We start from the raw sequence: 24,065 nt of genomic DNA, 5'->3' as shown, positions 1-24,065 counted from the left end.
CGCTATCTGATCCGAGGATCAGCTCGCTTCCATCAAGCGCCCACACTTATCGGCTGTTAATTTTTAAAGAGCATTTCCGCGAGAAACCTGAAGTTTCTCAGCAGCGCTGCGTTTTCAGCAGCAGAGAAGCGAGATTATGAACCGTCTTTTTCAGTCAGTCAACAACTTTTTGAACTGCTTCGCTGCGATGACCGGGTTCAGCTTCGTGTGCGCCGGGGCTCTACAACCCACCCTCCATCGCACCGCTTCCCTTCTTCCCCCGCGCTGCGTTTCCGTTAGCGCGAAAGAGGCGAGATTCTAAGCACCCGCCCCGCTCTCCGCAACCCCTTTAGTGAAAATATTTTGAAAAAGCCCCCGTACGCTAACGCGCACGGGGGCTTCGGGCTCACTGCACCGGGCGATCATGCCGACGACCGACACCCGTCGCTCGCCAGGCACCACCCGCCCACTGCCAAATCAGCGGTTCTTGAATACCGGCTTCCGCTTCTCGATGAATGCCGCCATCCCTTCCTTCTGATCTTCGGTCGCGAACAGCGAATGGAACAGTCGACGCTCGAAATGGACACCCTCGGCCAGTGTCGTCTCGTACGCGCGATTCACCGACTCCTTGACCATCATGATCGCCGGCAGTGAAAACTCGGCAATCGTCGTCGCAGCGGCAATCGCTTCGTCGAGCAGTTTGTCGGCCGGCAGCACGCGCGACACGAGCCCCGCCCGTTCCGCCTCGGCCGCGTCCATGAAGCGCGCCGTCAGGCACATGTCCATTGCCTTCGCTTTGGACACCGCGCGCGGCAGACGCTGCGTGCCGCCTGCGCCCGGCATCACGCCCAGCTTGATTTCGGGCTGGCCGAACTTGGCCGTATCCGCTGCGAAGATGATGTCGCACATCATCGCGAGCTCGCAACCACCGCCAAGCGCAAAGCCCGCCACGGCAGCAATGATCGGCTTGCGGATCTCGCGAACGGTCTCCCAGTTGCGGGTGATGTAGTCGCCGCGATAAACATCCATATAGGAATAGGTTGCCATCATGCCGATGTCGGCCCCGGCCGCGAACGCCTTCTCGCTCCCCGTCACGACGATCGCGCCAATCGCGTCGTCTGCGTCGAACGCTTTCAGCGCAGCGCCCAACTCATCCATCAGCGCATCGTTCAGCGCATTCAGCGCCTTCGGACGGTTCAGTGTAATCAGCCCGACTCGCCCCCGGGTCTCCACCAGGATGTTCTCGTAAGACATCTATTTCTCCTCGATCAATGAAATGAGAAACGCCTCGCACATGCGAATAGTTTGATGCTACCATTCTCCGACCAACCGGTCGGTTAATTAATAGATCCAACCCTTCCCTCTGTCCATCAGGCCGCCGCCATGACCCATGCACTGTTCACGAAGCACGAAGACACGCTGAAACACGCCCTCGCCGCCATCGAGAGCCGCGGGTACTGGAGCCCGTTCTCGGAAATGCCGAGTCCCAAAGTGTACGGGGAAAGCGCCAACGCCGACGGCGAAGCGGCGTTCAAGGCACACCTCGGCAACTCGTTCGTGCTCGACCAGCCGGCGTCCGGCGGAACTGTTGGCGCGGAGCAGTCTCCGTACGGGATCGCGCTGGGCATCCGCTATCCGAAATCGACACCCGACGAACTGATTGCCGCGGCCGCCGCGGCCCAGCGCGCATGGCGCGAAGCCGGCCCGAGCGCCTGGATCGGCGTCAGTCTCGAAATCCTCGCTCGTCTGAATCGCGCGAGCTTCGAAATTGCCTATAGCGTGATGCACACGACGGGCCAGGCGTTCATGATGGCATTCCAGGCCGGGGGCCCGCACGCGCAGGATCGTGCGCTCGAAGCGGTCACCTACGCCTGGGCCGAGTTGCGCCGCATCCCGGCCGATGCGCACTGGGAGAAGCCGCAAGGCAAGAACCCGCCGCTCGCGATGCACAAGCGCTATACGATCGTTCCGCGCGGCACCGGCCTCGTGCTCGGCTGCTGCACGTTCCCGACCTGGAACGGCTACCCCGGCCTGTTCGCCGACCTGGCGACCGGCAACACTGTGATCGTCAAACCTCATCCGGGCGCGATCCTGCCGCTCGCGATCACGGTCCGCATCGCCCGCGACGTGCTGCGCGAAGCCGGCTTCGATCCGAACGTCGTCACGCTCCTCGCGACCGAGCCGAACGACGGCGCCCTCGTGCAGGACCTCGCGCTGCGCCCTGAAATCAAGCTGATCGACTTCACGGGCAGCACGCAAAACGGCACGTGGCTCGAACACCATGCCCATCAAGCACAGGTGTATACCGAGAAGGCCGGTGTCAACCAGATCGTGATCGACTCGACCGACGACCTGAAGGCCGCGGCCAAGAACATCGCGTTCTCACTGGCACTGTACTCCGGCCAGATGTGCACGGCACCGCAGAACATCTACGTGCCGCGCGACGGCATTCGGACGGCGGACGGCCATGCAAGCTTCGACGAAGTCGCCCAGGCGATCGCCGTCTCCGTGCAGAAACTGACCGGCGACCCGGCTCGCTCGGTCGAACTGATCGGCGCGATCCAGAACGACGGCGTGGTCGCGCGTATCGACGACGCCCGCAAGCTCGGTCGTGTGCTCGCTGACAGCCAGACGCTTCAGCACCCGACGTTCGCCGACGCTCGCGTGCGCACGCCGCTCGTGCTGCAACTAGACGTGGCCGACCACGCGAAATTCACGCAGGAGTGGTTCGGCCCGATCTCGTTCGTGATCGCGACCGACTCGACCGCGCAATCGCTCGATCTCGCCGGCGAAATCGCCGCGGAACATGGTGCGCTGACGCTCTCCGTGTACAGCACCGACGACAAGGTCCTCGACGCTGCGCACGATGCAGCGGTGCGTGGCGGCGTCGCGCTATCGATCAACCTGACGGGCGGCGTATTCGTCAACCAGTCGGCTGCATTCTCCGACTTCCACGGCACCGGCGCGAACCCGGCCGCCAACGCGGCGCTGGCCGATCCGGCGTTCGTCGCCAACCGGTTCCGCGTGGTGCAAAGCCGCGTCCATGTTGCGCCGAAGGCAGTACCTGCGGAAGCCGGCCAAACGGCATAACCCGAATGGCCGACGTGCAAACGCCGTCACGTTCTCTACCATGAACGAATCTGCCAACCGGCAGGTTCGTTGCACATCGACACCCCCATGACCGACGCCTACATCTGCGACGCGATTCGCACCCCCATCGGCCGCTACGGCGGCTCCCTGAAAGACGTCCGCGCCGACGATCTCGGTGCGGTGCCGCTCGCGGCGCTGATCGAACGCAACCGCAATGTCGACTGGTCGGCCATCGACGACGTGATCTACGGCTGCGCAAACCAGGCCGGCGAAGACAACCGCAACGTCGCGCGCATGTCCGCGCTGCTCGCGGGCCTGCCGACCGCCGTGCCGGGTACGACGCTGAACCGGCTGTGCGGTTCGGGCATGGACGCCGTCGGCACCGCCGCACGCGCGATCAAGGCGGGCGAGGCACGCTTGATGATCGCGGGCGGCGTCGAAAGCATGACGCGCGCGCCGTTCGTAATGGGCAAGGCCACCAGCGCATTTGCACGACAGACCGCAATTTTCGACACGACGATCGGCTGGCGTTTCGTCAATCCGCTGATGAAACAGCAATACGGCGTCGATTCGATGCCGGAGACGGCCGAGAACGTCGCGGTCGACTACAACATCAGCCGTGCCGATCAGGACCTGTTCGCGCTGCGCAGCCAGCAGAAGGCCGCGCGTGCGCAGCAGGACGGCACGCTCGCCGAAGAAATCGTCCCGGTGACGATTCCGCAGAAGAAAGGCGACGCGCTCGTCGTATCGCGTGACGAGCACCCGCGCGAAACGTCGCTCGAAGCGCTCGCGAAGCTGAAGGGCGTCGTGCGCCCGGACGGCTCGGTGACGGCCGGCAACGCGTCGGGCGTCAACGACGGCGCATGCGCACTGCTGCTCGCCAACGCGGAAGCCGCCGATCAGTATGGGCTGCGCCGCCGCGCACGCGTCGTCGGTATGGCGACCGCCGGCGTCGAACCGCGCGTGATGGGTATCGGCCCGGCGCCGGCCACGCAGAAACTGTTGCGCCAGCTCGGGATGACGATCGACCAGTTCGATGTGATCGAGCTGAACGAAGCGTTCGCCTCGCAAGGTCTCGCGGTGTTGCGCATGCTCGGTGTCGCCGACGACGATCCGCGCGTGAACCCGAACGGCGGTGCGATCGCGCTCGGTCACCCGCTCGGCGCATCGGGCGCTCGGCTCGTGACCACGGCGCTTCATCAACTCGAGCGTACGGGCGGCCGCTTTGCGCTCTGTACGATGTGCATCGGCGTCGGCCAGGGCATCGCGATCGCCATCGAGCGCATGTGACCGACGCGCCGCGCGCCTATAACGAAGTCATGAAGGAGACACTGCATGTCATATCAGGCGATCCAGCTGGATATCGATCAGGCTGCCCGCGTGGCCACGATCACCCTCAACCGCCCGGACAAGCTGAACAGCTTCACGCGGGCGATGCACCGCGAACTGCAGTCTGCGCTCGATGAAGTCGAGACGGCCGGCACACGTGCGCTGATCCTGACGGGTGCGGGGCGCGGCTTTTGCGCAGGCCAGGACCTGGCCGATCTCGACTTCACGCCGGGCGCGTCCACCGACCTCGGCTCGCTGATCGACGAGCATTTCAATCCGCTGATCCGCCGCCTGCAACGCATGCCGATTCCGGTGATCGCCGCCGTCAACGGCACGGCGGCCGGCGCCGGCGCGAATCTCGCACTCGCCTGCGACATCGTGTTCGCCGCACGCTCGAGCAGCTTCATCCAGGCCTTCGTCAAGATCGGGCTCGTGCCCGATTCGGGCGGCACGTGGTTCCTGCCGCAACGCGTCGGCATGGCACGCGCGCTGGGGCTGGCCCTGACCGGCGACAAGCTCGGCGCCGAACAGGCCGAACAATGGGGCTTGATCTGGCGCGCGGTCGACGACGATGCGCTCGCCGCGTCGGCCCGTCAGCTCGCCAATCAGCTCGCGCAGCAACCGACGCTCGCAATCGCGTCGATCAAGCAGTCGATGCGCGACAGCGTCACGAATACGCTCGATCAGCAGCTCGACCTCGAACGCGACCTGCAGCGCAAGCTCGGCCAGTCATACGATTACGCGGAAGGCGTGAAGGCGTTCATCGAGAAGCGCGCGCCGCGCTTCGAGGGGCGTTGACATGACCACCTCCAACGACACGCTCACGCCCGATGCGCTCGCCCGTGCGACGGCACGGGCCATGTACGACGCAGACGCCTGCAGCCGCGCGTTCGGCATGGAAATCGTCGAAGTGCGGGCCGGCTACGCGCGCTTGCAGATGCGCGTACGGCCGGAATTCCTGAACGGACATCAGACCTGTCACGGCGGCATCATCTTCACGCTCGCCGATTCGACGTTCGCGTTCGCATGCAACTCGTACAACCTGAATACCGTTGCGGCCGGCTGCTCGATCGAATACCTGCGTCCCGTATACGGTAACGACCTGCTGACGGCCGAAGCGATCGAGCAGACGCGCAGCGGCCGGCACGGCATCTATGACATCCGCGTCACGAACCAGACAGGCGAAACGGTCGCGATGTTTCGGGGCAAATCGGCCCAGATCAAGGGCACGGTGCTGCCGGAAGAACGTTGACGTCCACGGCTCGCTCATAACAATCACTGGAGACAGGCATGACTACCCCGCTACCGCTCGAGCCGATCGAGACCGCCTCACGCGACGAGCTTACCGCCCTGCAGCTTGAACGCCTGAAGTGGTCGCTCCGGCATGCGTATGACCACTCTCCCGTCTATCGCCGCAAATTCGACGAAGCGGGCGTGCATCCCGACGACCTGAAGACGCTCACGGATCTGTCGCGCTTCCCATTCACGACCAAGAGCGACCTGCGCGACAGCTACCCGTTCGGGATGTTCGCGGTGCCGCAGGACCAGATCTCGCGCATTCACGCGTCGTCGGGCACGACCGGCAAGCCGACCGTCGTCGGCTATACGGCGCACGACATCGACACTTGGGCCAATCTCGTCGCGCGCTCGATCCGCGCGGCCGGTGCGCGGCGTGGCGACAAGGTTCATGTCAGTTATGGATACGGGCTGTTCACCGGCGGGCTCGGCGCACACTACGGTGCCGAACGCGCGGGACTGACCGTGATTCCGTTCGGCGGTGGCCAGACCGAAAAGCAGGTGCAGCTGATCCAGGATTTCCGGCCCGACATCATCATGGTGACGCCGAGCTACATGCTGTCGATCGCCGACGAGATCGAGCGCCAGGGCCTCGACCCCGCACAAAGCTCGCTGCGCATCGGCATCTTCGGCGCGGAGCCCTGGACCAACGACATGCGCGTGGCCATCGAGCATCGGATGGGCATCGACGCGGTCGACATCTATGGGCTGTCCGAGGTGATGGGTCCCGGCGTCGCATCGGAATGCGTCGAGACCAAGGACGGCCCGACCATCTGGGAAGATCACTTCTATCCGGAAATCATCGACCCCGACACCGGCGAAGTATTGCCGGACGGCGAACTCGGCGAACTGGTCTTCACGTCGCTGACGAAGGAAGCGCTGCCGATCATCCGCTACCGGACGCGCGACCTCACGCGTCTGCTGCCCGGCACCGCCCGCACGATGCGCCGGATGGAAAAAATCACCGGTCGCTCGGACGACATGATGATCGTGCGAGGCGTCAACGTCTTCCCGACGCAGATCGAGGAGCAGCTGCTGAAACAGCGTGCGCTTGCACCGCACTATCAGATCGTGCTGACGAAGGAAGGTCCGCTCGACGTGCTGACGCTCAATGTCGAGCCGTGCCCCGAAACTGCCCCCGACACGGCGGCGATCCATGCGGCGAAACAAGCGCTCGCGCACGACATCAAGTCGCTGATCGGCGTGACGGCCGTGATCAATGTGCTGCCCGTGAACGGGATCGAGCGTTCGGTCGGCAAGGCACGCCGCGTGATCGACAAGCGCAAGGGCTGATACCCCCGATCCCCCGCTACCCGATCGCCACGCGCAACAGCAATCGCGAGGCAAAAAAACAGCCCGACCGGCCAACACCGATCGGGCTGTTTCGCTTTGATGCCCGGCTACACGTATACGCCGGCACCACCGCGCATCACGAATTCGGGAACAGCAGCCACATCCGGCCGATCTGCTTCATCCGTCCTGCCTGGTCGCCGGCGTCGTCGCCCAGCCCCCAGAAATAGTCCGCCCGCACGCCGCCCTTGATCGCGGAACCCGTGTCCTGTGCGAACACGAGCCGGTTCATCGGCGTATTCGTCAGCGGACGCGTGGTCTGCAGGAACACCGGCGTGCCGAGCGGGATCGACGACGGATCGACCGCGATCGAACGCTCCGCCGTGAGCGGCACGCCGAGTGCGCCGATCGGGCCGTCCGCGCCGCCGTGCGGTGCATCTTCCTTCGTCGGCATGTCGCGGAAGAACACGAATCGCGGATTCGTATCGAGCAACGCATCCACGCGAGTCGGGTTTGCCTTCGCCCAAGCCTTGATGCCCTGCATCGTCGCCTGTGCGGGCGTCAGCTCGCCGCGATCGAGCAGCCACTTGCCGATCGAGCGATACGGCTGGTTATTGGTGCCGCCGAAGCCGACCCGCATCACCGAACCGTCGTCGAGCAGCACGCGCCCCGAACCCTGCACCTGCAGGAAGAACGCCTCGATCGGATCATCGACCCACACGAGTTCGTTGCCGTTCAGGATGCCGGCCCGCTCGAGCTGCGCGCGAGCGGGCAGCGCGGCACCGGCGCGATAGCCGGCCGGCCAGCGGTACAGCGCGTACTGGTAAGGGCCACGACGCACGCGGGAGCCGTGCAGCAGCGGCTCGTAATAGCCGGTCACGAGCCCGTCGAGCGTGCCGTCGGAATTCGCCAGCTGAAACGGCGTGAAATACGTTTCGAAGAATGCACGCGCGCTGCCGACGTCGAGCTCGTCGAGGCGGTCGGCGGCCGCGCAGGCGCGCTGCCATGCGGGCTGGCGCGCGAGCCGCACGCAGTTCTGCCGCAGCGCGGCCGTCGCGCCGATCAGCGAATCGTCCTGCCACCCCGGCACCTGCTGCCACGCGACCGGCGTGAGCCGCTTGGTTGCAATCTGTCCCGGCACGATCGCCGCGCCGGTCGGCGGCTTGAGCGCCGACGTCCGCGTCGGCGCGCCGCCGCACGCGGCAAGCAGCGCTGCCGTCGCGGCTGCGGCAACCCAGCCGGCCGCCCGGGGCCCAAACCACATACAATGTTCGTTCTTGATGGAAACCGCCATGTCAGATTTTCTCGACCAATATCCGATGCTCATCTTCGCGCTCGAGGCTTTCGTAGCGCTTGCCCTGCTGATCTTCATCGTCGTGTGGACGTCGTCGGGCAGGAAGAAGCACGCCCGCGGCAACGACCGCCAGCCGCGCTGACCGGCCCCGCACGCTCAATGCAGCGTGCGCGGCATGTGCAGCGCGAACTCGTCGATCGGCGCGTCGAACCGCTCGCCATCCTCCGCCACGCAGAAGTACGCGCCGCGCATCGTGCCGACCGGCGTCGCGATCACGGCCCAGCTCGTGTATTCGAACTGTTCGCCCGGCTGCAGCAGCGGCTGGTGCCCGACGACGCCGAGCCCCTTCACTTCCTGCACGTGGTTTTCGCTGTCCGTGATGATCCAGTGACGCGCGATCAGCTGCGCCGCGACCTGCCCGGTATTGCGGATGGTCAGCGTGTACGCGAATGCATATTGACGTTGATCGGGGTCGGATTGTTCCGACAAGTAGCTGGTTTTCACCGAAACGGTGAACTGATACTGACTCATGGTGTTTCCGCTGTAGGTAACCGCCCGCGCCAACTCGAGCGGCAAGGCCGCGGGCGCGCCGCACTGGTTCGGCATTCTATTCGGAATCGGGCCGCAACCGCACGGCCCGTCGCCGCGCACCGGGTCGCCGGGCGGTAGAATGGCGGTTTTGCGCCGCAGCGTCCCCGCTCCCCTGTCATGACTCAATTCCGCATCGCTCCCAGCATCCTGTCGGCCGACTTTGCACGGCTCGGCGAAGAAGTCCGCAACGTGGTCGCCGCCGGCGCCGACTGGATTCACTTCGACGTGATGGACAACCATTATGTGCCGAACCTCACTATCGGTCCGCTCGTCTGCGAGGCGATCCGCCCGCACGTGCAGGTGCCGATCGACGTGCATCTGATGGTGCGCCCGGTCGACCGGATCGTGCCCGATTTCGCGAAAGCCGGCGCGAACCTGATCAGCTTCCACCCGGAAGGTTCAGACCACATCGACCGTACGCTGTCGCTGATCCGCGATCACGGCTGCAAGGCCGGCCTCGTGTTCAACCCGGCGACGCCGCTGAACTATCTCGACCACGTGATGGACCGCCTCGACTTCGTGCTGCTGATGTCGGTGAACCCGGGCTTCGGCGGCCAGTCGTTCATTCCGGAAACGCTGAACAAGCTGCGCGAAGCGCGCGCCCGCATCGATGCATACACCGAGCGCACCGGCCGGGAGATCCTGCTCGAGGTGGACGGCGGCGTGAAGGCCGACAACATCGCGGAAATCGCGGCAGCCGGCGCGGATACCTTCGTCGCGGGTTCGGCGATCTTCGGCAAGCCCGACTACCGCAAGGTGATCGACGAGATGCGCGCCGCGCTCGCCACCGTCGAGCGGAGCTGACGCCGTGGCCGATTCCTCGCTGGCCCGTCAGGCACCGGCCGCAGCCGACGGCACGATCCGTTTCGCGACGCCGCGCATCGACGCGGCGCTGATCGACCTCGACGGCACGATGGTCGACACGGCCGACGATTTCACGGCCGGGCTGAACGGGATGCTCGCGCAGCTCGGCGCGCCGGCCACGTCGCGCGACGAGGTGATCGGCTACGTCGGCAAGGGCTCCGAGCACCTGATCCACAGCGTGCTGAAGCCGCGCTTCGCGCCCGACGAGGCGCACGCGCGCTTCGACGACGCGCTCGCGATCTACCAGACCGAATACGCGAAGATCAACGGCCGCCACACGCGCCTCTATCCGGACGTCGCAACCGGCCTCGACGCGCTGCGCGCGGCCGGCATCCGGCTCGCGTGCGTGACGAACAAGCCGCACCGCTTCGCGGTCGAGCTGCTCGAGCAATACGGGCTGATCGATCGCTTCGGCATCGTGCTCGGCGGCGATAGCGTCGCGCGCAAGAAGCCCGATCCGCTGCCGATGCTGACGGCCTGCGACGCGCTCGGCGTCGCGCCGGACGCGGCGGTCGCGATCGGCGACTCGGAAAACGACGCGCTGGCGGGCCGCGCGGCGGGAATGGCGACGCTGACGGTGCCGTACGGCTACAACCACGGCAAAGCTATACAAACGATAAATTCGGATGGTATAGTCGATTCGTTGCTGGTCGCGGCCCATGCGATTACCGCGCACAACGCCGGCCGGCCAACCATCTGATTATTTCTTCCATCCGCATGTTTCTGAATAAAAAACGGAGTCTGAGCAGCATCGACCGGGGAGCCTGGCCCTGGCGTCGCTGGTCGCGCTAACCTCTTCGATGAGGTACGCTGAGGCACGTCTTCAGCGCCGTTTTTTATCTCGCTGCGCATCCGCGCGCCGATCGTCGCACCACCTCGAGTTCTACCGTGTCCGAACGCTTGCGTTCAGGATCGGCCGCAGGCTCGCGACGTTCACGCCCGGAGTGCCGGCCGGCAACAGGCACTTCTCGATCGACCGCCCTTTCGCCGACGGCAGCCCGCGCAGCGTCAAGTGATCCCTGGCGCACTCCGCCGCTCGTCCCGAACAGGACCGGAACATGACCGAACTCGAATTCCAATCGCTGGCGAACGAAGGCTACAACCGCATCCCGCTGATCGCGGAAGCGCTCGCCGACCTCGAAACGCCGCTGTCCCTCTACCTGAAGCTGGCCCAGCCTGAACGGGCGGGCGCCAACTCCTTCCTGCTCGAGTCGGTGGTCGGCGGCGAACGCTTCGGCCGCTATTCGTTCATCGGCCTGCCCGCACGCACGCTGGTGCGCACCCGCAACGGCGTGTCCGAAGTGGTGCGCGACGGCCAGGTCGTCGAGACGCACAACGGTGACCCGTTCGAATTCATCGAGTCGTTCCAGGCGCGCTTCAAGGTCGCGCAGCGCCCGGGCCTGCCGCGCTTCTGCGGCGGCCTCGCCGGCTATTTCGGCTACGACGCGGTGCGCTACATCGAGAAGAAACTTGCGAACACCGCGCCGCGCGACGATCTCGGCCTGCCCGACATCCAGTTGCTGCTCACCGAGGAAGTCGCGGTGATCGACAATCTCGCCGGCAAGCTCTACCTGATCATCTATGCGGACCCGGCCCAGCCAGAGGCCTATACGAAGGCAAAGCAACGCCTGCGCGAACTGAAGCAGCGCCTGCGCACGACCGTGCAGCCGCCCGTGACGTCGGCGAGCGTGCGCACCGAGACGTTCCGCGAGTTCAAGAAGGAAGACTATCTGGCCGCCGTGCGTCAGGCGAAGGAATACATCGCGGCCGGCGAACTGATGCAGATCCAGGTCGGCCAGCGGCTGACGAAGCCGTACCGCGACAATCCGCTGTCGCTGTATCGCGCGCTGCGTTCGCTGAATCCGTCGCCGTACATGTATTACTACAACTTCGGTGATTTCCACGTCGTCGGCGCATCGCCGGAAATCCTGGTGCGCCAGGAAAAGCGCGGCGAAGACCAGATCGTCACGATCCGTCCGCTGGCCGGCACGCGTCCGCGCGGCAACACGCCCGAGCGCGACGCGGAACTCGCGACCGAACTGCTGAACGATCCGAAGGAAATCGCCGAGCACGTGATGCTGATCGACCTCGCGCGCAACGACGTCGGCCGCATCGCGGAGATCGGCTCGGTGCAGGTGACCGACAAGATGGTGATCGAGAAGTACTCGCACGTGCAGCACATCGTCAGCTCGGTCGAAGGCAAGCTGAAGCCCGGCATGACGAACTACGACGTGCTGCGCGCGACGTTCCCGGCCGGCACGCTGTCCGGCGCGCCGAAGGTGCGCGCGATGGAACTGATCGACGAGCTCGAGCCGATCAAGCGCGGGTTGTACGGCGGCGCCGTCGGCTACCTGTCGTTCTCGGGCGAGATGGATCTCGCGATCGCGATCCGCACGGGCCTGATCCACAACGGCAACCTGTACGTGCAAGCGGCGGCCGGCGTCGTCGCGGACTCGGTGCCCGAATCCGAATGGCAAGAGACCGAGAACAAGGCGCGCGCGGTGCTGCGTGCGGCCGAACAGGTCCAGGACGGCCTCGATAGCGACTTCTGACCGGAGACTGACCATGCTGCTCATGATCGACAACTACGACTCGTTCACCTACAACCTGGTCCAGTACTTCGGCGAACTGGGCGAGGACGTGCGCACGTACCGCAACGACGAAATCACGCTCGACGAGATCGCGCGCCTGAACCCCGACGCCATCTGCCTGTCGCCCGGCCCGAGCAATCCGCAGCACGCGGGCATCACGCTGGACGTGCTGCGCGAATTTGCGGGCAAGAAACCGATCCTCGGCGTCTGCCTCGGCCATCAGGCGATCGGCGAAGCATTCGGCGGCCGCGTCGTGCGCGCGAAGACCATCATGCACGGCAAGGTGAGCCGGATCGAAACCGACTGCCGCGGCGTGTTCGCCGACCTGCCGAAGCATTTCGACGTCACCCGCTACCATTCGCTCGCGATCGAACGCGAATCGCTGCCGGACTGCCTCGAGGTGTCCGCGTGGACCGACGACGGCGAGATCATGGGCGTGCGTCACAAGACGCTGCCGATCGAAGGCGTGCAGTTCCACCCGGAATCGATCCTCTCCGAGCACGGCCACGCGCTGCTCGAGAATTTCCTGAAGCAGAATCGCGCAACGGCCCGGGCGGCCGCGCCGACGGCCTGACGGGAGACGCACGATGACGATTACCCCGCAGGAAGCGCTGCAACGCACGATCGAACACCGCGAAATCTTCCACGACGAGATGCTGCACCTGATGCGGCTCATCATGCGCGGCGACATGTCGCCCGTGATGGCGGCCGCGATCATCACCGGGCTGCGCGTGAAGAAGGAGACGATCGGCGAGATCACCGCCGCCGCGACCGTGATGCGCGAATTCGCGAACCACGTCGAGGTGCAGGACAACTCGAACTTCGTCGACATCGTCGGCACGGGCGGCGACGGCTCGCACACGTTCAACATCTCGACCGCGTCGATGTTCATCACGGCGGCGGCCGGCGCGAAGGTCGCGAAGCACGGCAACCGCGGCGTGTCGAGCAAGTCCGGCAGCGCCGACGTGCTCGAGGCGCTCGGCGTGAACATCGATCTGCAGCCCGACCAGGTTGCCGCGTCGATCGCCGAAACCGGCATGGGCTTCATGTTCGCGCCGAACCATCATCCGGCGATGAAGAACATCGCGGCCGTGCGCCGCGAGCTCGGCGTGCGGACGATCTTCAACATTCTCGGCCCGCTGACCAATCCGGCCGGCGCGCCGAACCAGCTGATGGGCGTGTTCCATCCCGACCTCGTCGGCATCCAGGTGCGCGTGATGCAGCGCCTCGGCGCGCAGCACGTGCTGGTCGTATACGGCAAGGACGGGATGGACGAAGTGTCGCTCGGCGCCGCGACGCTCGTCGGCGAATTGCGCGACGGCGAGGTGCACGAATACGAGATCCATCCGGAGGACTTCGGCCTGCAGATGGTGTCGAACCGCACGCTGAAGGTGGAAAATGCCGAAGAATCGCGCACGATGCTGCTCGGCGCGCTGGACAATCAGCCGGGCGTCGCACGCGAGATCGTCACGCTGAACGCGGGCACCGCGCTCTATGCGGCCAATATCGCCGAATCGATCGCGGACGGCATCCAGCTCGCCCGCGAAGCGGTCGCGAGCGGCAAGGCGCGCGCGAAGGTCGACGAACTCGTGCGTTTCACGCAGCAGTTCAAGCGCTGACTCCCTTTACGAATCAAGCAGGAACCCACATGAGCGACATTCTCGACCGAATCATCGCCGTCAAGCGCGACGAAGTCGCGGCGGCCATGCGCAGCACGCCGCTCGAGGCACTGAAACTGGACGCATCCGCGCGCGACCTGCGCGACTTCGTCGGCGCGCTGCGTGCGAAGCAGGCGGCCGGCAACGCGGCGGTGATCGCCGAAGTGAAGAAGGCGAGCCCGTCGAAGGGCGTGCTGCGCGAGCATTTCGTGCCGGCCGACATCGCACGCTCGTATGCGGCTCACGGCGCCGCGTGCCTGTCGGTGCTGACCGACGAGCAATTCTTCCAGGGCAGTGTCCGCTATCTCGAGGAAGCACGCGCGGCCTGCACGCTGCCGGTGCTGCGCAAGGACTTCATCGTCGATGCGTACCAGATTCTCGAAGCGCGCGCGATGGGCGCCGACGCGATCCTGCTGATCGCGGCCGCACTCGACACGCCGCTGATGCAGGACCTCGAGGCGTATGCGCACTCGCTCGGCCTTGCGGTGCTGGTCGAAGTTCACGACCGCGACGAGATGGAACAGGCGCTGACGCTGAAGACACCGCTGCTCGGCATCAACAACCGCAACCTGCGCACGTTCGAGACGACGATCCAGACCACGCTCGACATGCTCGACATGATTCCGCCGGACCGCATGGTCGTGACCGAGTCGGGCATCCTGTCGCGCACCGACGTCGACACGATGCGCGCGGCGAACGTGAACGCGTTCCTCGTCGGCGAGGCGTTCATGCGCGCCGAGCAGCCGGGCGAGGAACTCGCGCGGATGTTCTTCTGATGGCGATCGAAAAGGAAATCAAGCTCGCGCTGCCGGCCGGCCAGGCCGATGCCGCGCGGCGCTTTTTCGAGACGCTGACCGGCGAAGCCGGCGATGTCATCGCGCTCGCGAACGTCTACTACGACACGCCCGATCTCGCGCTGGCCCGTTCGAAGAGCGCGGTGCGCGTGCGCCGCACGCCGCACGGCTGGCTGCAGACGTTCAAGACGGTCGGCAGCGCGGAAGCCGGCCTGCATCGCCGCCATGAATGGGAGTTGCCCGTCGCCGGCGATGCGCTCGAAATCGATGCGCTCGTCGCCGCGTGCGACGTGCCGGACGCCGCCACCGCGCTGCGCGACGCTGCGCCGGCGCTGCACGCGCTGTTCCGGACGGATTTTTCGCGTACGCTGTGGCGCATCGCAATCGGCGGCGCAACCGTCGAGGCCGCGGTGGACGTCGGCGAGATCGTCGTCCAGGCGGAAAACGATACGCGCCGCGAACCGATCAGCGAAATCGAACTCGAACTGATCGACGGCCCGGAAGCTGCGCTCGCGACACTCGCCACCGAACTGCAGCAAGCGCTGCCGGGCCTCGCCCCCGAAAACATCAGCAAGGCGCAGCGCGGCTACCGGCTGCGCGCGCAATAAACCCGCATCACGCATGGCAACCCGCAAGACTCTCCGCACGCCGCAACAGGCGTCGCTGTTCGACGATCCCGTGCCGGAAACGGCGCAGGACGATGTTTCCGCCTCGGCGCCCGCACCGGCCGCGGCTGGGCGCAAGCCCGCAAAGAAGACCGCGGCAACCGCCCCGGTCTCCGATGCGCCGCAGCCCGCTGCCGCCGCGCACGTCCCACACCTCGCCGCGCAGTTCGACGCGCTGCCGGCCGTCTGGCGCGACGTGCTGAAACCCTTCATCGACAGCGATGCGTATGCACCGCTGTGCCGCTTCGTCGACGACGAACGCGCGGCCGGCAAGACGGTCTACCCGACCGACGTGTTTCGCGCGTTGCGCCTGACGAGCCCGGACGACGTGAAGATCGTGATCCTCGGCCAGGATCCGTACCACGGCGACGACCGCGGTACGCCGCAGGCGCATGGCCTGGCGTTTTCGGTGCCGCCGGCCGTGCGCACGCCGCCGTCGCTGCGCAACATCTTCAAGGAAATCGCCGCGAATTTCGGCCACGACACGCCGCGTCACGGCTGCCTCGATACCTGGGCGCGCCAGGGCGTGCTGCTGCTCAACACCGTGCTGACGGTCGAGCGCGGCGCGGCCGCGAGCCACGCGAGGCGCGGCTGGGAACAATGCACGGACACGCTGATCCGCGAACTCGCCAGCCGCCATCGCGGCCTCGTGTTCATGCTGTGGGGCGCGCATGCGCAGGCGAAGCGCGCGCTATTCGATGCGAGCGCGCATTGCGTGCTCGAGGCGCCGCATCCGTCGCCGCTGTCCGCGCATCGCGGCTTCCTCGGTTGCCGCCACTTCGCGCTCGCGAACGACTATCTGGTCGAAGCGGGTCGCGCGCCGATCGACTGGCGCCTGCCGGAGGTGGCCGAAACGCTCGCGTAACGGTTCCGCGTTCAACTTCCCGCTTTCGTCTGCATCACGTGAAAACGCCGCGCCCCTTTCGGGACGCGGCGTTTTTTCATCTGGCGACGCAGCGGGTGCAACGCACCCGCATCGGCCTTACGCGGCAGCGATCGCTTCGCGGGCGCCGGCGAGCGCGGCGCTCTGTGCATCCGGCCCGAGGTTCAGGCCTTCCGCGTGGATGAAGCTCACGTCGGTCAAGCCGATGAAGCCGAGGAACGTGCGCAGGAACGGCGTCTGGCTGTCGTTCGGCGTACCGAGGTACTTGCCGCCGCGCGCCGTCACCACGTGAACCTTCTTGCCCTTGATCAGGCCTTCCGGACCGTTCTCGGTGTAGCGGAACGTGACGCCTGCACGGGCGATCCAGTCGAAATACGTCTTCAGTTGCGACGAGACACCGAAGTTGTACATCGGTGCGCCGATCACGATGATGTCGGCGGCCTGCAGTTCAGCGATCAGTGCATCGCTCTTCGCGACGATCGCATTCTGTTCCGCGCTGCGCTGGTCGGCCGGCGTGAAGAATGCGCCGAGCACCGATTCATCGAGGTGCGGCAGCGCGTCGGCCAGCAGGTCGCGAACCACGACCTTCGCGCCGGGGTTCGATTGTTGCAGCTTTGCCGTCAGTTCGTTGGCCAGCAGCGTGGATTGCGCACCTTGCGAGCGCGCCGCGGAATTGATTTGCAGAATGGTCGTCATGTCAGGCTCCGGTTTGGTTGCGCTTCGGTAGCGCGAGTGACGCCATTGTGCGTGGCCGCATGGTCGCGAAAAAGCGGGTTCAAGGCGACGGATTGTTGCAACAGCAGAACAATCGTTGATCGCGCCCCGAAACCCGCTCGTGCATCCTCAGCCCTTCAGCCAGGCTTCCCGGGCCTTGTGCGCGGCAGCCGGCTTAGCGGCCGCCGTGAGCCGGTAGCGCGCGACCTCCGGCCCGTCGAGCTTCAGTTTCGCGGTCCGCAGCTCGTCACGGCGGAATGCGTGCACCTCGACCTTGTCGCCCGGGCGGTAGCGCGCGAGCAGCGTGTCGAGGTTCGTGCCGGTGACGCGCAGCCCGTCGAGCGCGATCAGCGTGTCGCCGGCCGACAGCCCCGCGCGATGCGCACCGCCGCCTTCGTATACCGCCGCCAGCGTGCAGTCCGCGCCGCCGCGCAGGCGCGCGCCGATCGTCGGCTTCGCGGCCGCGCCAGGCGCGACTTCGGGCGCGAGCGTCACGCCGAACGGCGCGAGCAATTCGGCGAGCGGCAGGTCGCGCGTGCCGTGCACGGCGTCGGAGAACAGCCGGCCGAGCGCGACGCCCGTCGCTTCCTCGATCACCGTCTCGACCGCGTTTTCCTCGACGCCCGCCTGCTTGCCGCGATAGAACTCGCGTCCGTAGCGTTGCCACAGCAAGCGCATCACGTCGTCGAGCGACTTGCGGTTGCGCGTCTGCGCGCGGATCGCGAGATCGAACGCGAGCGCGACGAGCGAACCCTTCGTGTAGTAGCTGACGATCGCATTGGTCGCGTTCTCGTCCTGGCGGTAGTACTTGATCCACGCGTCGAACGAGCTTTCCGCGACGCTCTGCTTCAGCCGCCCCGTGCCGCGCAGCACGCCGCCGATGGTACGCCCGAGCGCCGCGAAATATTCGTCCTGCGACATCAGCCCGCTGCGCACGAGCATCAGATCGTCGTAATACGAGGTGAAGCCCTCGAACAGCCACAACAGCGACGTGTAATTTTCGCGCGCGAAGTCATACGGCACGAACGCGGCCGGCTTGATGCGCTTCACGTTCCACGTATGGAAATACTCGTGGCTGCACAGGCCGAGGTACGTGCGATAGCCCTCCGTCGTCTCCGGCCGCCCCTTCACCGGCAGATCGGTGCGGTTGCAAATCAGCGCGGTCGACGCACGGTGCTCGAGGCCGCCGTAGCCGTCGCTGACCGCGAGCGTCATGAACACGTAGCGGTCCATCGGCGCCTTCTTCGACTTCGGCTCGAACAGCGCGATCTGCGCCTCGCACACGCGCTTCAGGTCGGAGCGCAGCCGCTCCATGTCGAGCTGCGTGACGCGCCCGGCGATCACGATGTCGTGCGGCACGCCGTGCGCGTCGAACGTCGCCAGCGCGAATTCGCCGATCGTCACCGGATGGTCGGCGAGTTCGTCGTAGTTCGATGCGCAGTACGCGCCGAACCCATAGCGCCGGGTGCCGCGTGCCTCGGGCAGCGACGTACCGACGCGCCACGTGCGGAATGCCGGGCCCGCCGGTTTCGCGATGTCGACCTCGCACCGCGCATCCTCGTGGCCGGCGACGCTCAGGAACACGGCCGTTGCGTTGAAGAAGCCGCCCGATTCGTCGAGATACGCGGAGCGGACCGACAGGTCCCACGCGTACACCTCGTAGCGCAGCGTCAGCGCGCCGTTCACCGGCGCGGCCTGCCACGTATTCTTGTCGGCTTTCGCGATCCGCACCTTGCGGCCCGCGTCGTTGAACGCGGCGAGCGTCACGATGTTGCGCGCGAACTCGCGCACGAGGTAGCTGCCGGGAATCCACACCGGCAGCGAGAAGCGCTGGCCTTCGGGATCGGGATCGGCGACCGTCACCGACACTTCGAACAGGTGCGCGGCAAGATCTTTCGGGGCAATCGAATAACGGATCGGCTGGGTCATCGTGGGAATCGGACGAAAATCGGACGGAATACGGCAGCGGAAACGAAGAGAGGCGCCGGCTGATATCGCGGGCGCCCCTCGCTGGCCGGGCCATGCAGCCCGGGGTGTCGGTCAGTTTACTTGGCCGACGCGAGTGCCTGGTTCAGCTGGTCGGCCGACACCGCGCCCGGCAGACGGCGGCCGTCGGGCAGGAAGATCGTCGGCGTGCCGGTGACGTTCATCCCGCGGCCGAGCGCGAGGTTCTTGTCGAGCGCGGTCGTGTCGCAGCTGCCGGCGCCGGTCGGCGCGCGATGGTCGAGCATCCAGCTCTGCCACGTTTTCGCGCGGTCAGTCGCGCACCAGATCGCCTTCGACTTCGCGGTCGAATCGGGCGACAGTACCGGATACAGGAACGTGTAGACGGTCACGTTGTCGATCGACTGCAGCGTCGTCTCGAGGCGCTTGCAGTACGGGCAGTTCGGATCGGAGAACACGGCGATCTTGCGTGCGCCGTTGCCCTTGACGACCTTGATCGCGTTCGCGAGCGGCAGGCTCGTGAAATCGATCTTGTTGAGGTCGGAAAGACGCGCGTCGGTCAGGTTCTTGTGCGTCTTGGTGTCGACGAGATCGCCGAGCAGCACGTAGTCGCCGGCTGCATCGCTATAGACGATCTGCGTACCGAGGTTCACTTCGTATAGGCCCGCGATCGGAGATTTCGACACGCTCTTGATCGGCGCGTCGTTGCCGAGACGCGCTTGCAGCGTGGCTTTCAGCTTGTCGGTGGTCTGGTCGGCCTGCGCGGTGCAGCCGAGCGTCGCCATCGTGACGGCCAGCGCCAGCGATGCGATGCGGATCGTTTTTTTCATCCTGTAGTTCCTTCAGCTCAATCGGAGTGCACGTCACAGTGTACGCCGTAACGGAACCCTGTCCGACAGGCCGAAGGCGCGAAGGTTCGATCAGCCGAGCGCGGCCGACACGAGCCAGCGCTTCACGAGCGGTTGCGCACCGACGAACGCCATGCCCGCGTTGCGCACCGCCTTCGCAAAGGAGCCAGGCACCGCGAACAGCCGCTGCAGCCCGTCGGTCGCGAGCATCAGCGCGCGGATGTCCTCGCGGCGCGAACGCTCGTAGCGGCGCAGCAGCACCGTATCGCCGAGGTTGCGGAAGCTCTCCTTGTTCGCGATCGCATCGGCGAGCGCCGCGACGTCGCGCAGCCCGAGGTTCATCCCTTGCCCAGCGAGCGGGTGGATCAGATGCGCGGCATCGCCGACGAGCGCGACACGCGGGGCGATCAGCTTGTCGACGGTCTGCAGCGCGAGCGGGAAGCCGGCCGCCGGGGTCACGCATTCGAGTGCCCCGACCTGGCCGTGCGACACACGCTCGACTTCGGCCGCGAGCTGCGCCGGATCGAGTGCGAGCAATTCGTCCGCGTGCGCGGTGTGCGCGGACCACACGAGCGATACGTGACCATCCGGCAGCGGCAGCAACGCGATGATCTCGCCTTCGTGAAACCACTGGCAGGCCGTCTCGCGGTGCGGCAGCGACGCCTTGAAGTTCGCGACGACGCCGGTTTGCCGGTAGTCGCGCCGTTCGACCTTGGCCCCCATTTGCGAGCGCACCCACGAATGCGCGCCGTCGGCGCCGACGACGAGATCGGCTTCCAGCACCTGCCCCGACGACAGCGTGAGCACGGCCGCGTCGTCGCGCACGTCGAAGCCCTGCGCGCGCGCATCGAACCACGTGAGGTTCGGCTGGAACCGCAGCGCGGCATCGAGCGACGTCTCGATCAGCGACGATTCGGCGATCCAGGCCAGTTGCGGCACGGAGGCCTGGTACGCGGAAAAATGCAGTTCCGCGTGCGCATCGCCGTACACGCGCATGTCATAGACCGGCGCGAGCCGGCCATGGTCGAGCGCCTGCCAGACTCGCAGCCGCTCCAGCAATGCCTGCGAACTGGACGACAATGCGTAGATGCGCGTGTCGAACGCGAGATCGGCGGGGCGCGGCGTGGCCGGCTGGGCGAGCAAGGCAGTCTTGTAGCCGGACTGGGTCAGCGCGAGCGCGGCCGTCTTGCCGACGAGCCCGCCGCCGACCACGGCGACGTCGAAGGTGTGGTGGGCAGTCATGGCGGGCATTATAGCTGCGGGGCCAATCCCTTACGCGGCCGGACTTTGCGGGAAATCAGCATAATCGCGGGCCGGCCCGGCAGCGCGGCGGCCCGTCGCATCGGGCATTCGGGGGAAGGCCGGAAACCGGGGCGTCGGCACGGTACAATAGCGCCTTTGAACGTCGGCCCGCCGCGCCCCACGCGCCGGCCGTCCCTATTTTCCCGCGCCGCCGTGCCCTGTCCGGCCGCGCCGCCTTACCCGTCCGAAGGATTCCATGAGTCTCAAATGCGGCATCGTCGGCTTGCCCAACGTCGGCAAGTCCACCCTGTTCAATGCGCTGACCAAGGCCGGCATCGCCGCCGAGAACTACCCGTTCTGCACGATCGAACCGAACGTCGGCATCGTCGAGGTGCCGGACGCGCGCCTGAAGGCGCTCGCCGAGATCATCAACCCGGAGCGCATCGTGCCGGCCGTCGTCGAATTCGTCGACATCGCAGGCCTCGTCGCGGGCGCGAGCAAGGGTGAAGGCCTCGGCAACCAGTTCCTCGCGAACATCCGCGAAACCGATGCGATCACGCACGTCGTGCGCTGCTTCGAGGACGACAACGTCATCCACGTCGCGGGCAAGGTCAGCCCGATCGACGACATCGAAGTGATCAACACCGAACTCGCGCTCGCCGACCTCGGCACCGTCGAGAAGGCGCTCACGCGCTACTCGAAGGCCGCGAAGTCGGGCAACGACAAGGAAGCGGTGAAGCTCGCTGCGGTGCTCGAAAAGGTTCGCGCGCATCTCGACCAGGGCAAGGCCGTGCGCGGCCTGGATCTGTCGGAAGACGAGCAGGCGCTGCTCAAGCCGTTCTGCCTGATCACGGCGAAGCCGGCGATGTACGTCGCGAACGTGAAGGACGACGGCTTCGAGAACAACCCTCACCTCGACGCTGTGCGCAAATACGCGGAAAGCGAGAACTCGCCGGTCGTCGCGGTGTGCGCAGCGATCGAAGCGGAAATCGCCGATCTCGACGATGCGGACAAGGAAGCGTTCCTCGCCGACATGGGCATGGCAGAGCCGGGTCTCGACCGCGTGATCCGCGCGGGCTTCAAGCTGCTCGGCCTGCAGACCTACTTCACCGCGGGCGTGAAGGAAGTGCGCGCGTGGACGATCCATATCGGCGACACGGCGCCGCAAGCGGCCGGCGTGATCCACACCGATTTCGAGCGCGGCTTCATCCGCGCGCAGACGATCGCATTCGACGATTTCATCGCGTACAAAGGCGAACAGGGTGCGAAGGAAGCCGGCAAGATGCGCGCGGAAGGGAAGGAATACGTCGTGCACGACGGCGACGTGATGAACTTCCTGTTCAACGTCTGACGATTTTTTCTGAACTCAGCAGCGCTCGGCGGACTGAGCGAACCCTTTAAAATCAAGGGTTTGCAAAAAATGCGGTTTACTGAGCGTTCCTATTGTTCATCGAGTTCTGAAAAATTTGGGGATAGCGTTAGGGTACTCGTGTTCAACCGTGGGGGTACTTCTCCCCGCAGTGGCGTCCAACGATGCCCGAGAATCTACTCACCGACGCCAAGATCAAGTCGGTCAAACCTGCTGACCGAGACCGGAAACTTTCAGACGGCGGGGGCTTGTTCCTGCTGGTCAAGCCAACCGGCGGCAAGCTTTGGCGGTGGGAATACCGCCTGCAAGGCAAAGAAAATCTCTTTGCCATTGGCAGCTTTCCCCGAATAGGTCTTGCAGAGGCGCGCGCCGCCCGGGAACGGGCGCGTGCACTCGTCAAACACGGCATTCACCCTGCCCATGAGCGGCAACGGGTCAAGCAAACCAACCTTGACGCACTGGAAGAACGCAAACGCGCTCGTGCAAGCTCGTTCGCCAAGGTGGCGCAGGCGGACTTAGCCGAGATCAAGCCAGTTTTCGCGCCCAGCTCCTACCTCACGAAAGAATCCCGCATCAGGAAGTACCTGTCTCCCAAGGTCGATGGGATGCCAATGAGCGACATTGGCGTCAAGCAGATTCGCCCGCTGTTGGACTGCAATGTATATGGCGCGTGGGCAGCGATCCACGTCAAGGGTGACCTGTCTGCCATCTTTGAATTCACCGTGATGCGGGGTCTGGCTGAATCCAATCCGATCCCTAACCTGCGCGGGCTACTCCGTATCCCGGTCAGTGAGACCAAAGCCGTCATGACCCGCGAACAAATTCATGGGCTCTACCAGGCATTGCAGGGGTACAAAGGCTATCCGGAAACCGCACTTTGCTTGCGTTTGATTGCCCTGACGGCTTGTCGCCCGGGCGAGCCTGCGGATGCTGAATGGGACGAGTTCGACTATGAGGACGCGGTATGGCGCCGCCCCGCCGCCAAGATGAAAGCGCGACGTGATCATATCAGTCCACTTTCCCCGCACGCCATCGCTGTCCTGAAAGACCTGCAACGCATCACGGGTGGCGGTCACTATTTGTTCCCGCACCGCAGTGCCGAGGGTTTCACAACGCCCAATCGGCTCAGCTACGCCATGGGCGATATGAACCTGGGGCGCGGTACAACACCGCACTGCTGGCGCACGACTTTCTCAACGTGGACCAATGAAAACGGTTATCACCCGGATGCTATTGAGAGGCAACTCGCCCATATCGAAAGCGACAAAGTACAGGCCACCTACAATAAGGCTCTCCTGCTCGCAGACCGGAAGTAGCTGATGCAAGCATGGGCCGACTACCTGAGTGACCTAGCACAATCGTCCTAGTGCCGTGGCCGCATAACGCATCGGCGCAACGTCGAGCGCGGTATGCACTGCTTTACAACCATCGCGTTTGCGCTGAAATGAATTTTTTACAGTTAGCCGCCCATCTGAACGGCTTTTCAGATCGATCCTATATTCGAATCGCGAGTAATTGCGCACGCTTGTGCCTGGAGAATTTCACGTACGTCCACATGCTGAGAGCCTGCTGCTAGTCATTCCTTCACTAGAGGCAGTAGTTGTAGGTGCTCAGTTCCTGGAGC

23 protein-coding genes are annotated in these 24,065 nt (G+C 65.3%); 16 read left to right on the top strand and 7 right to left on the bottom strand.

The window, feature by feature from the left end; genetic code table 11:
* Positions 1 to 456 precede the first annotated feature (456 nt).
* Positions 457 to 1,233 (bottom strand): enoyl-CoA hydratase, encoded by a 777-nt coding sequence (locus tag WS75_RS01055; RefSeq protein WP_059678770.1) that lies wholly within the window; start codon positions 1,231 to 1,233, stop codon positions 457 to 459.
* A gap of 129 nt (positions 1,234 to 1,362) precedes the next feature.
* Between WS75_RS01055 and paaN the strand changes: the two genes are divergently transcribed.
* The 5 genes from paaN (at position 1,363) to paaK (ending at position 6,987) form a co-directional block, all read left to right on the top strand.
* On the top strand, positions 1,363 to 3,069 hold the full coding sequence (gene paaN, locus WS75_RS01050) for a phenylacetic acid degradation protein PaaN (protein ID WP_059678769.1): 1,707 nt from the start codon (positions 1,363 to 1,365) through the stop codon (positions 3,067 to 3,069).
* A gap of 87 nt (positions 3,070 to 3,156) precedes the next feature.
* A complete protein-coding gene (gene pcaF / locus WS75_RS01045) occupies positions 3,157 to 4,359 on the top strand; it encodes a 3-oxoadipyl-CoA thiolase (RefSeq protein WP_059678768.1) in 1,203 nt (400 codons plus the stop codon).
* A gap of 45 nt (positions 4,360 to 4,404) precedes the next feature.
* Complete coding sequence (gene paaG, locus WS75_RS01040) at positions 4,405 to 5,196, top strand: 2-(1,2-epoxy-1,2-dihydrophenyl)acetyl-CoA isomerase PaaG (RefSeq protein ID WP_059678767.1); 792 nt, start codon at positions 4,405 to 4,407, stop codon at positions 5,194 to 5,196.
* A 1-nt stretch (position 5,197) separates the two neighbouring features.
* Positions 5,198 to 5,650: a hydroxyphenylacetyl-CoA thioesterase PaaI gene (paaI, locus tag WS75_RS01035; RefSeq protein ID WP_059678766.1), complete on the top strand. Its 453-nt coding sequence runs from the start codon at positions 5,198 to 5,200 to the stop codon at positions 5,648 to 5,650.
* A gap of 38 nt (positions 5,651 to 5,688) precedes the next feature.
* Complete coding sequence (gene paaK / locus WS75_RS01030; protein ID WP_059678765.1) at positions 5,689 to 6,987, top strand: phenylacetate--CoA ligase PaaK; 1,299 nt, start codon at positions 5,689 to 5,691, stop codon at positions 6,985 to 6,987.
* A 136-nt stretch (positions 6,988 to 7,123) separates the two neighbouring features.
* Here paaK and mltA read toward each other — a convergent pair whose 3' ends face one another.
* Positions 7,124 to 8,248, bottom strand: a complete 1,125-nt coding sequence (mltA, locus tag WS75_RS01025; protein WP_257129305.1) for a murein transglycosylase A — start codon at positions 8,246 to 8,248, stop codon at positions 7,124 to 7,126.
* Between the two features lie 28 nt (positions 8,249 to 8,276).
* Between mltA and WS75_RS34355 the strand changes: the two genes are divergently transcribed.
* Positions 8,277 to 8,420, top strand: a complete 144-nt coding sequence (locus tag WS75_RS34355; RefSeq protein WP_006758475.1) for a hypothetical protein — start codon at positions 8,277 to 8,279, stop codon at positions 8,418 to 8,420.
* A gap of 14 nt (positions 8,421 to 8,434) precedes the next feature.
* Here the strand turns inward: WS75_RS34355 and apaG are convergent, their stop codons facing one another.
* Complete coding sequence (gene apaG / locus WS75_RS01020; protein WP_059678771.1) at positions 8,435 to 8,809, bottom strand: Co2+/Mg2+ efflux protein ApaG; 375 nt, start codon at positions 8,807 to 8,809, stop codon at positions 8,435 to 8,437.
* A 177-nt stretch (positions 8,810 to 8,986) separates the two neighbouring features.
* On the opposite strand from apaG, the gene rpe reads away from it, so the two are divergent.
* From rpe to WS75_RS00980, 8 genes are all read left to right on the top strand, one after another.
* On the top strand, positions 8,987 to 9,673 hold the full coding sequence (gene rpe / locus WS75_RS01015) for a ribulose-phosphate 3-epimerase (RefSeq protein WP_006482066.1): 687 nt from the start codon (positions 8,987 to 8,989) through the stop codon (positions 9,671 to 9,673).
* 4 nt (positions 9,674 to 9,677) lie between these two features.
* A complete protein-coding gene (locus WS75_RS01010; protein ID WP_059678764.1) occupies positions 9,678 to 10,433 on the top strand; it encodes a phosphoglycolate phosphatase in 756 nt (251 codons plus the stop codon).
* Positions 10,434 to 10,791: 358 nt separating this feature from the next.
* Positions 10,792 to 12,285, top strand: a complete 1,494-nt coding sequence (trpE, locus tag WS75_RS01005; protein WP_059678763.1) for an anthranilate synthase component I — start codon at positions 10,792 to 10,794, stop codon at positions 12,283 to 12,285.
* Positions 12,286 to 12,298: 13 nt separating this feature from the next.
* Positions 12,299 to 12,898, top strand: a complete 600-nt coding sequence (locus WS75_RS01000) for an aminodeoxychorismate/anthranilate synthase component II (RefSeq protein WP_059678762.1) — start codon at positions 12,299 to 12,301, stop codon at positions 12,896 to 12,898.
* 13 nt (positions 12,899 to 12,911) lie between these two features.
* Positions 12,912 to 13,943, top strand: coding sequence for an anthranilate phosphoribosyltransferase (gene trpD, locus WS75_RS00995; RefSeq protein WP_059678761.1), 1,032 nt, complete (start codon positions 12,912 to 12,914; stop codon positions 13,941 to 13,943).
* 29 nt (positions 13,944 to 13,972) lie between these two features.
* Entirely contained in the window at positions 13,973 to 14,758 is a 786-nt protein-coding gene (gene trpC / locus WS75_RS00990; RefSeq protein WP_059678760.1) for an indole-3-glycerol phosphate synthase TrpC, read from the top strand.
* Complete coding sequence (locus WS75_RS00985; protein WP_059678759.1) at positions 14,758 to 15,384, top strand: CYTH domain-containing protein; 627 nt, start codon at positions 14,758 to 14,760, stop codon at positions 15,382 to 15,384. The genes trpC and WS75_RS00985 overlap by 1 nt, the downstream gene beginning before the upstream one ends.
* A 13-nt stretch (positions 15,385 to 15,397) precedes the next feature.
* On the top strand, positions 15,398 to 16,306 hold the full coding sequence (locus WS75_RS00980; RefSeq protein ID WP_059678758.1) for a uracil-DNA glycosylase: 909 nt from the start codon (positions 15,398 to 15,400) through the stop codon (positions 16,304 to 16,306).
* Positions 16,307 to 16,423: 117 nt separating this feature from the next.
* Here WS75_RS00980 and WS75_RS00975 read toward each other — a convergent pair whose 3' ends face one another.
* The 4 genes from WS75_RS00975 to WS75_RS00960 form a co-directional block, all read right to left on the bottom strand.
* Entirely contained in the window at positions 16,424 to 17,020 is a 597-nt protein-coding gene (locus WS75_RS00975) for an FMN-dependent NADH-azoreductase (protein ID WP_059449745.1), read from the bottom strand.
* A 147-nt stretch (positions 17,021 to 17,167) separates the two neighbouring features.
* A complete protein-coding gene (locus tag WS75_RS00970) occupies positions 17,168 to 18,967 on the bottom strand; it encodes a M61 family metallopeptidase (RefSeq protein ID WP_059678757.1) in 1,800 nt (599 codons plus the stop codon).
* Positions 18,968 to 19,083: 116 nt separating this feature from the next.
* On the bottom strand, positions 19,084 to 19,812 hold the full coding sequence (locus WS75_RS00965; RefSeq protein WP_059678756.1) for a DsbC family protein: 729 nt from the start codon (positions 19,810 to 19,812) through the stop codon (positions 19,084 to 19,086).
* A 90-nt stretch (positions 19,813 to 19,902) separates the two neighbouring features.
* Entirely contained in the window at positions 19,903 to 21,081 is a 1,179-nt protein-coding gene (locus WS75_RS00960; RefSeq protein WP_059678755.1) for a UbiH/UbiF family hydroxylase, read from the bottom strand.
* 247 nt (positions 21,082 to 21,328) lie between these two features.
* On the opposite strand from WS75_RS00960, the gene ychF reads away from it, so the two are divergent.
* Positions 21,329 to 22,423: a redox-regulated ATPase YchF gene (gene ychF, locus WS75_RS00955; RefSeq protein ID WP_059678754.1), complete on the top strand. Its 1,095-nt coding sequence runs from the start codon at positions 21,329 to 21,331 to the stop codon at positions 22,421 to 22,423.
* Between the two features lie 182 nt (positions 22,424 to 22,605).
* Positions 22,606 to 23,757, top strand: a complete 1,152-nt coding sequence (locus tag WS75_RS00950; RefSeq protein ID WP_059678753.1) for a tyrosine-type recombinase/integrase — start codon at positions 22,606 to 22,608, stop codon at positions 23,755 to 23,757.
* The last annotated feature ends 308 nt before the right edge of the window (positions 23,758 to 24,065 follow it).

Source organism: Burkholderia sp. FL-7-2-10-S1-D7 (assembly GCF_001524185.1).
Classification (GTDB): Bacteria; Pseudomonadota; Gammaproteobacteria; order Burkholderiales; family Burkholderiaceae; genus Burkholderia; species Burkholderia diffusa.
Note: the sequence above shows the minus strand (reverse complement) of the source record. Positions and strands in the feature narration are given on the sequence as shown.

Coding starts and splice junctions, on each gene's coding strand:
- WS75_RS01055 (WP_059678770.1), bottom strand. CDS start 1,233: ATGTCTTACGAGAACATCCTGGTGGAGACCCGGGGGCGAGTCGGGCTG.
- paaN (WP_059678769.1), top strand. CDS start 1,363: ATGACCCATGCACTGTTCACGAAGCACGAAGACACGCTGAAACACGCC.
- pcaF (WP_059678768.1), top strand. CDS start 3,157: ATGACCGACGCCTACATCTGCGACGCGATTCGCACCCCCATCGGCCGC.
- paaG (WP_059678767.1), top strand. CDS start 4,405: ATGTCATATCAGGCGATCCAGCTGGATATCGATCAGGCTGCCCGCGTG.
- paaI (WP_059678766.1), top strand. CDS start 5,198: ATGACCACCTCCAACGACACGCTCACGCCCGATGCGCTCGCCCGTGCG.
- paaK (WP_059678765.1), top strand. CDS start 5,689: ATGACTACCCCGCTACCGCTCGAGCCGATCGAGACCGCCTCACGCGAC.
- mltA (WP_257129305.1), bottom strand. CDS start 8,248: ATGTGGTTTGGGCCCCGGGCGGCCGGCTGGGTTGCCGCAGCCGCGACG.
- WS75_RS34355 (WP_006758475.1), top strand. CDS start 8,277: ATGTCAGATTTTCTCGACCAATATCCGATGCTCATCTTCGCGCTCGAG.
- apaG (WP_059678771.1), bottom strand. CDS start 8,809: ATGAGTCAGTATCAGTTCACCGTTTCGGTGAAAACCAGCTACTTGTCG.
- rpe (WP_006482066.1), top strand. CDS start 8,987: ATGACTCAATTCCGCATCGCTCCCAGCATCCTGTCGGCCGACTTTGCA.
- trpE (WP_059678763.1), top strand. CDS start 10,792: ATGACCGAACTCGAATTCCAATCGCTGGCGAACGAAGGCTACAACCGC.
- WS75_RS01000 (WP_059678762.1), top strand. CDS start 12,299: ATGCTGCTCATGATCGACAACTACGACTCGTTCACCTACAACCTGGTC.
- trpD (WP_059678761.1), top strand. CDS start 12,912: ATGACGATTACCCCGCAGGAAGCGCTGCAACGCACGATCGAACACCGC.
- trpC (WP_059678760.1), top strand. CDS start 13,973: ATGAGCGACATTCTCGACCGAATCATCGCCGTCAAGCGCGACGAAGTC.
- WS75_RS00985 (WP_059678759.1), top strand. CDS start 14,758: ATGGCGATCGAAAAGGAAATCAAGCTCGCGCTGCCGGCCGGCCAGGCC.
- WS75_RS00980 (WP_059678758.1), top strand. CDS start 15,398: ATGGCAACCCGCAAGACTCTCCGCACGCCGCAACAGGCGTCGCTGTTC.
- WS75_RS00975 (WP_059449745.1), bottom strand. CDS start 17,020: ATGACGACCATTCTGCAAATCAATTCCGCGGCGCGCTCGCAAGGTGCG.
- WS75_RS00970 (WP_059678757.1), bottom strand. CDS start 18,967: ATGACCCAGCCGATCCGTTATTCGATTGCCCCGAAAGATCTTGCCGCG.
- WS75_RS00965 (WP_059678756.1), bottom strand. CDS start 19,812: ATGAAAAAAACGATCCGCATCGCATCGCTGGCGCTGGCCGTCACGATG.
- WS75_RS00960 (WP_059678755.1), bottom strand. CDS start 21,081: ATGCCCGCCATGACTGCCCACCACACCTTCGACGTCGCCGTGGTCGGC.
- ychF (WP_059678754.1), top strand. CDS start 21,329: ATGAGTCTCAAATGCGGCATCGTCGGCTTGCCCAACGTCGGCAAGTCC.
- WS75_RS00950 (WP_059678753.1), top strand. CDS start 22,606: ATGCCCGAGAATCTACTCACCGACGCCAAGATCAAGTCGGTCAAACCT.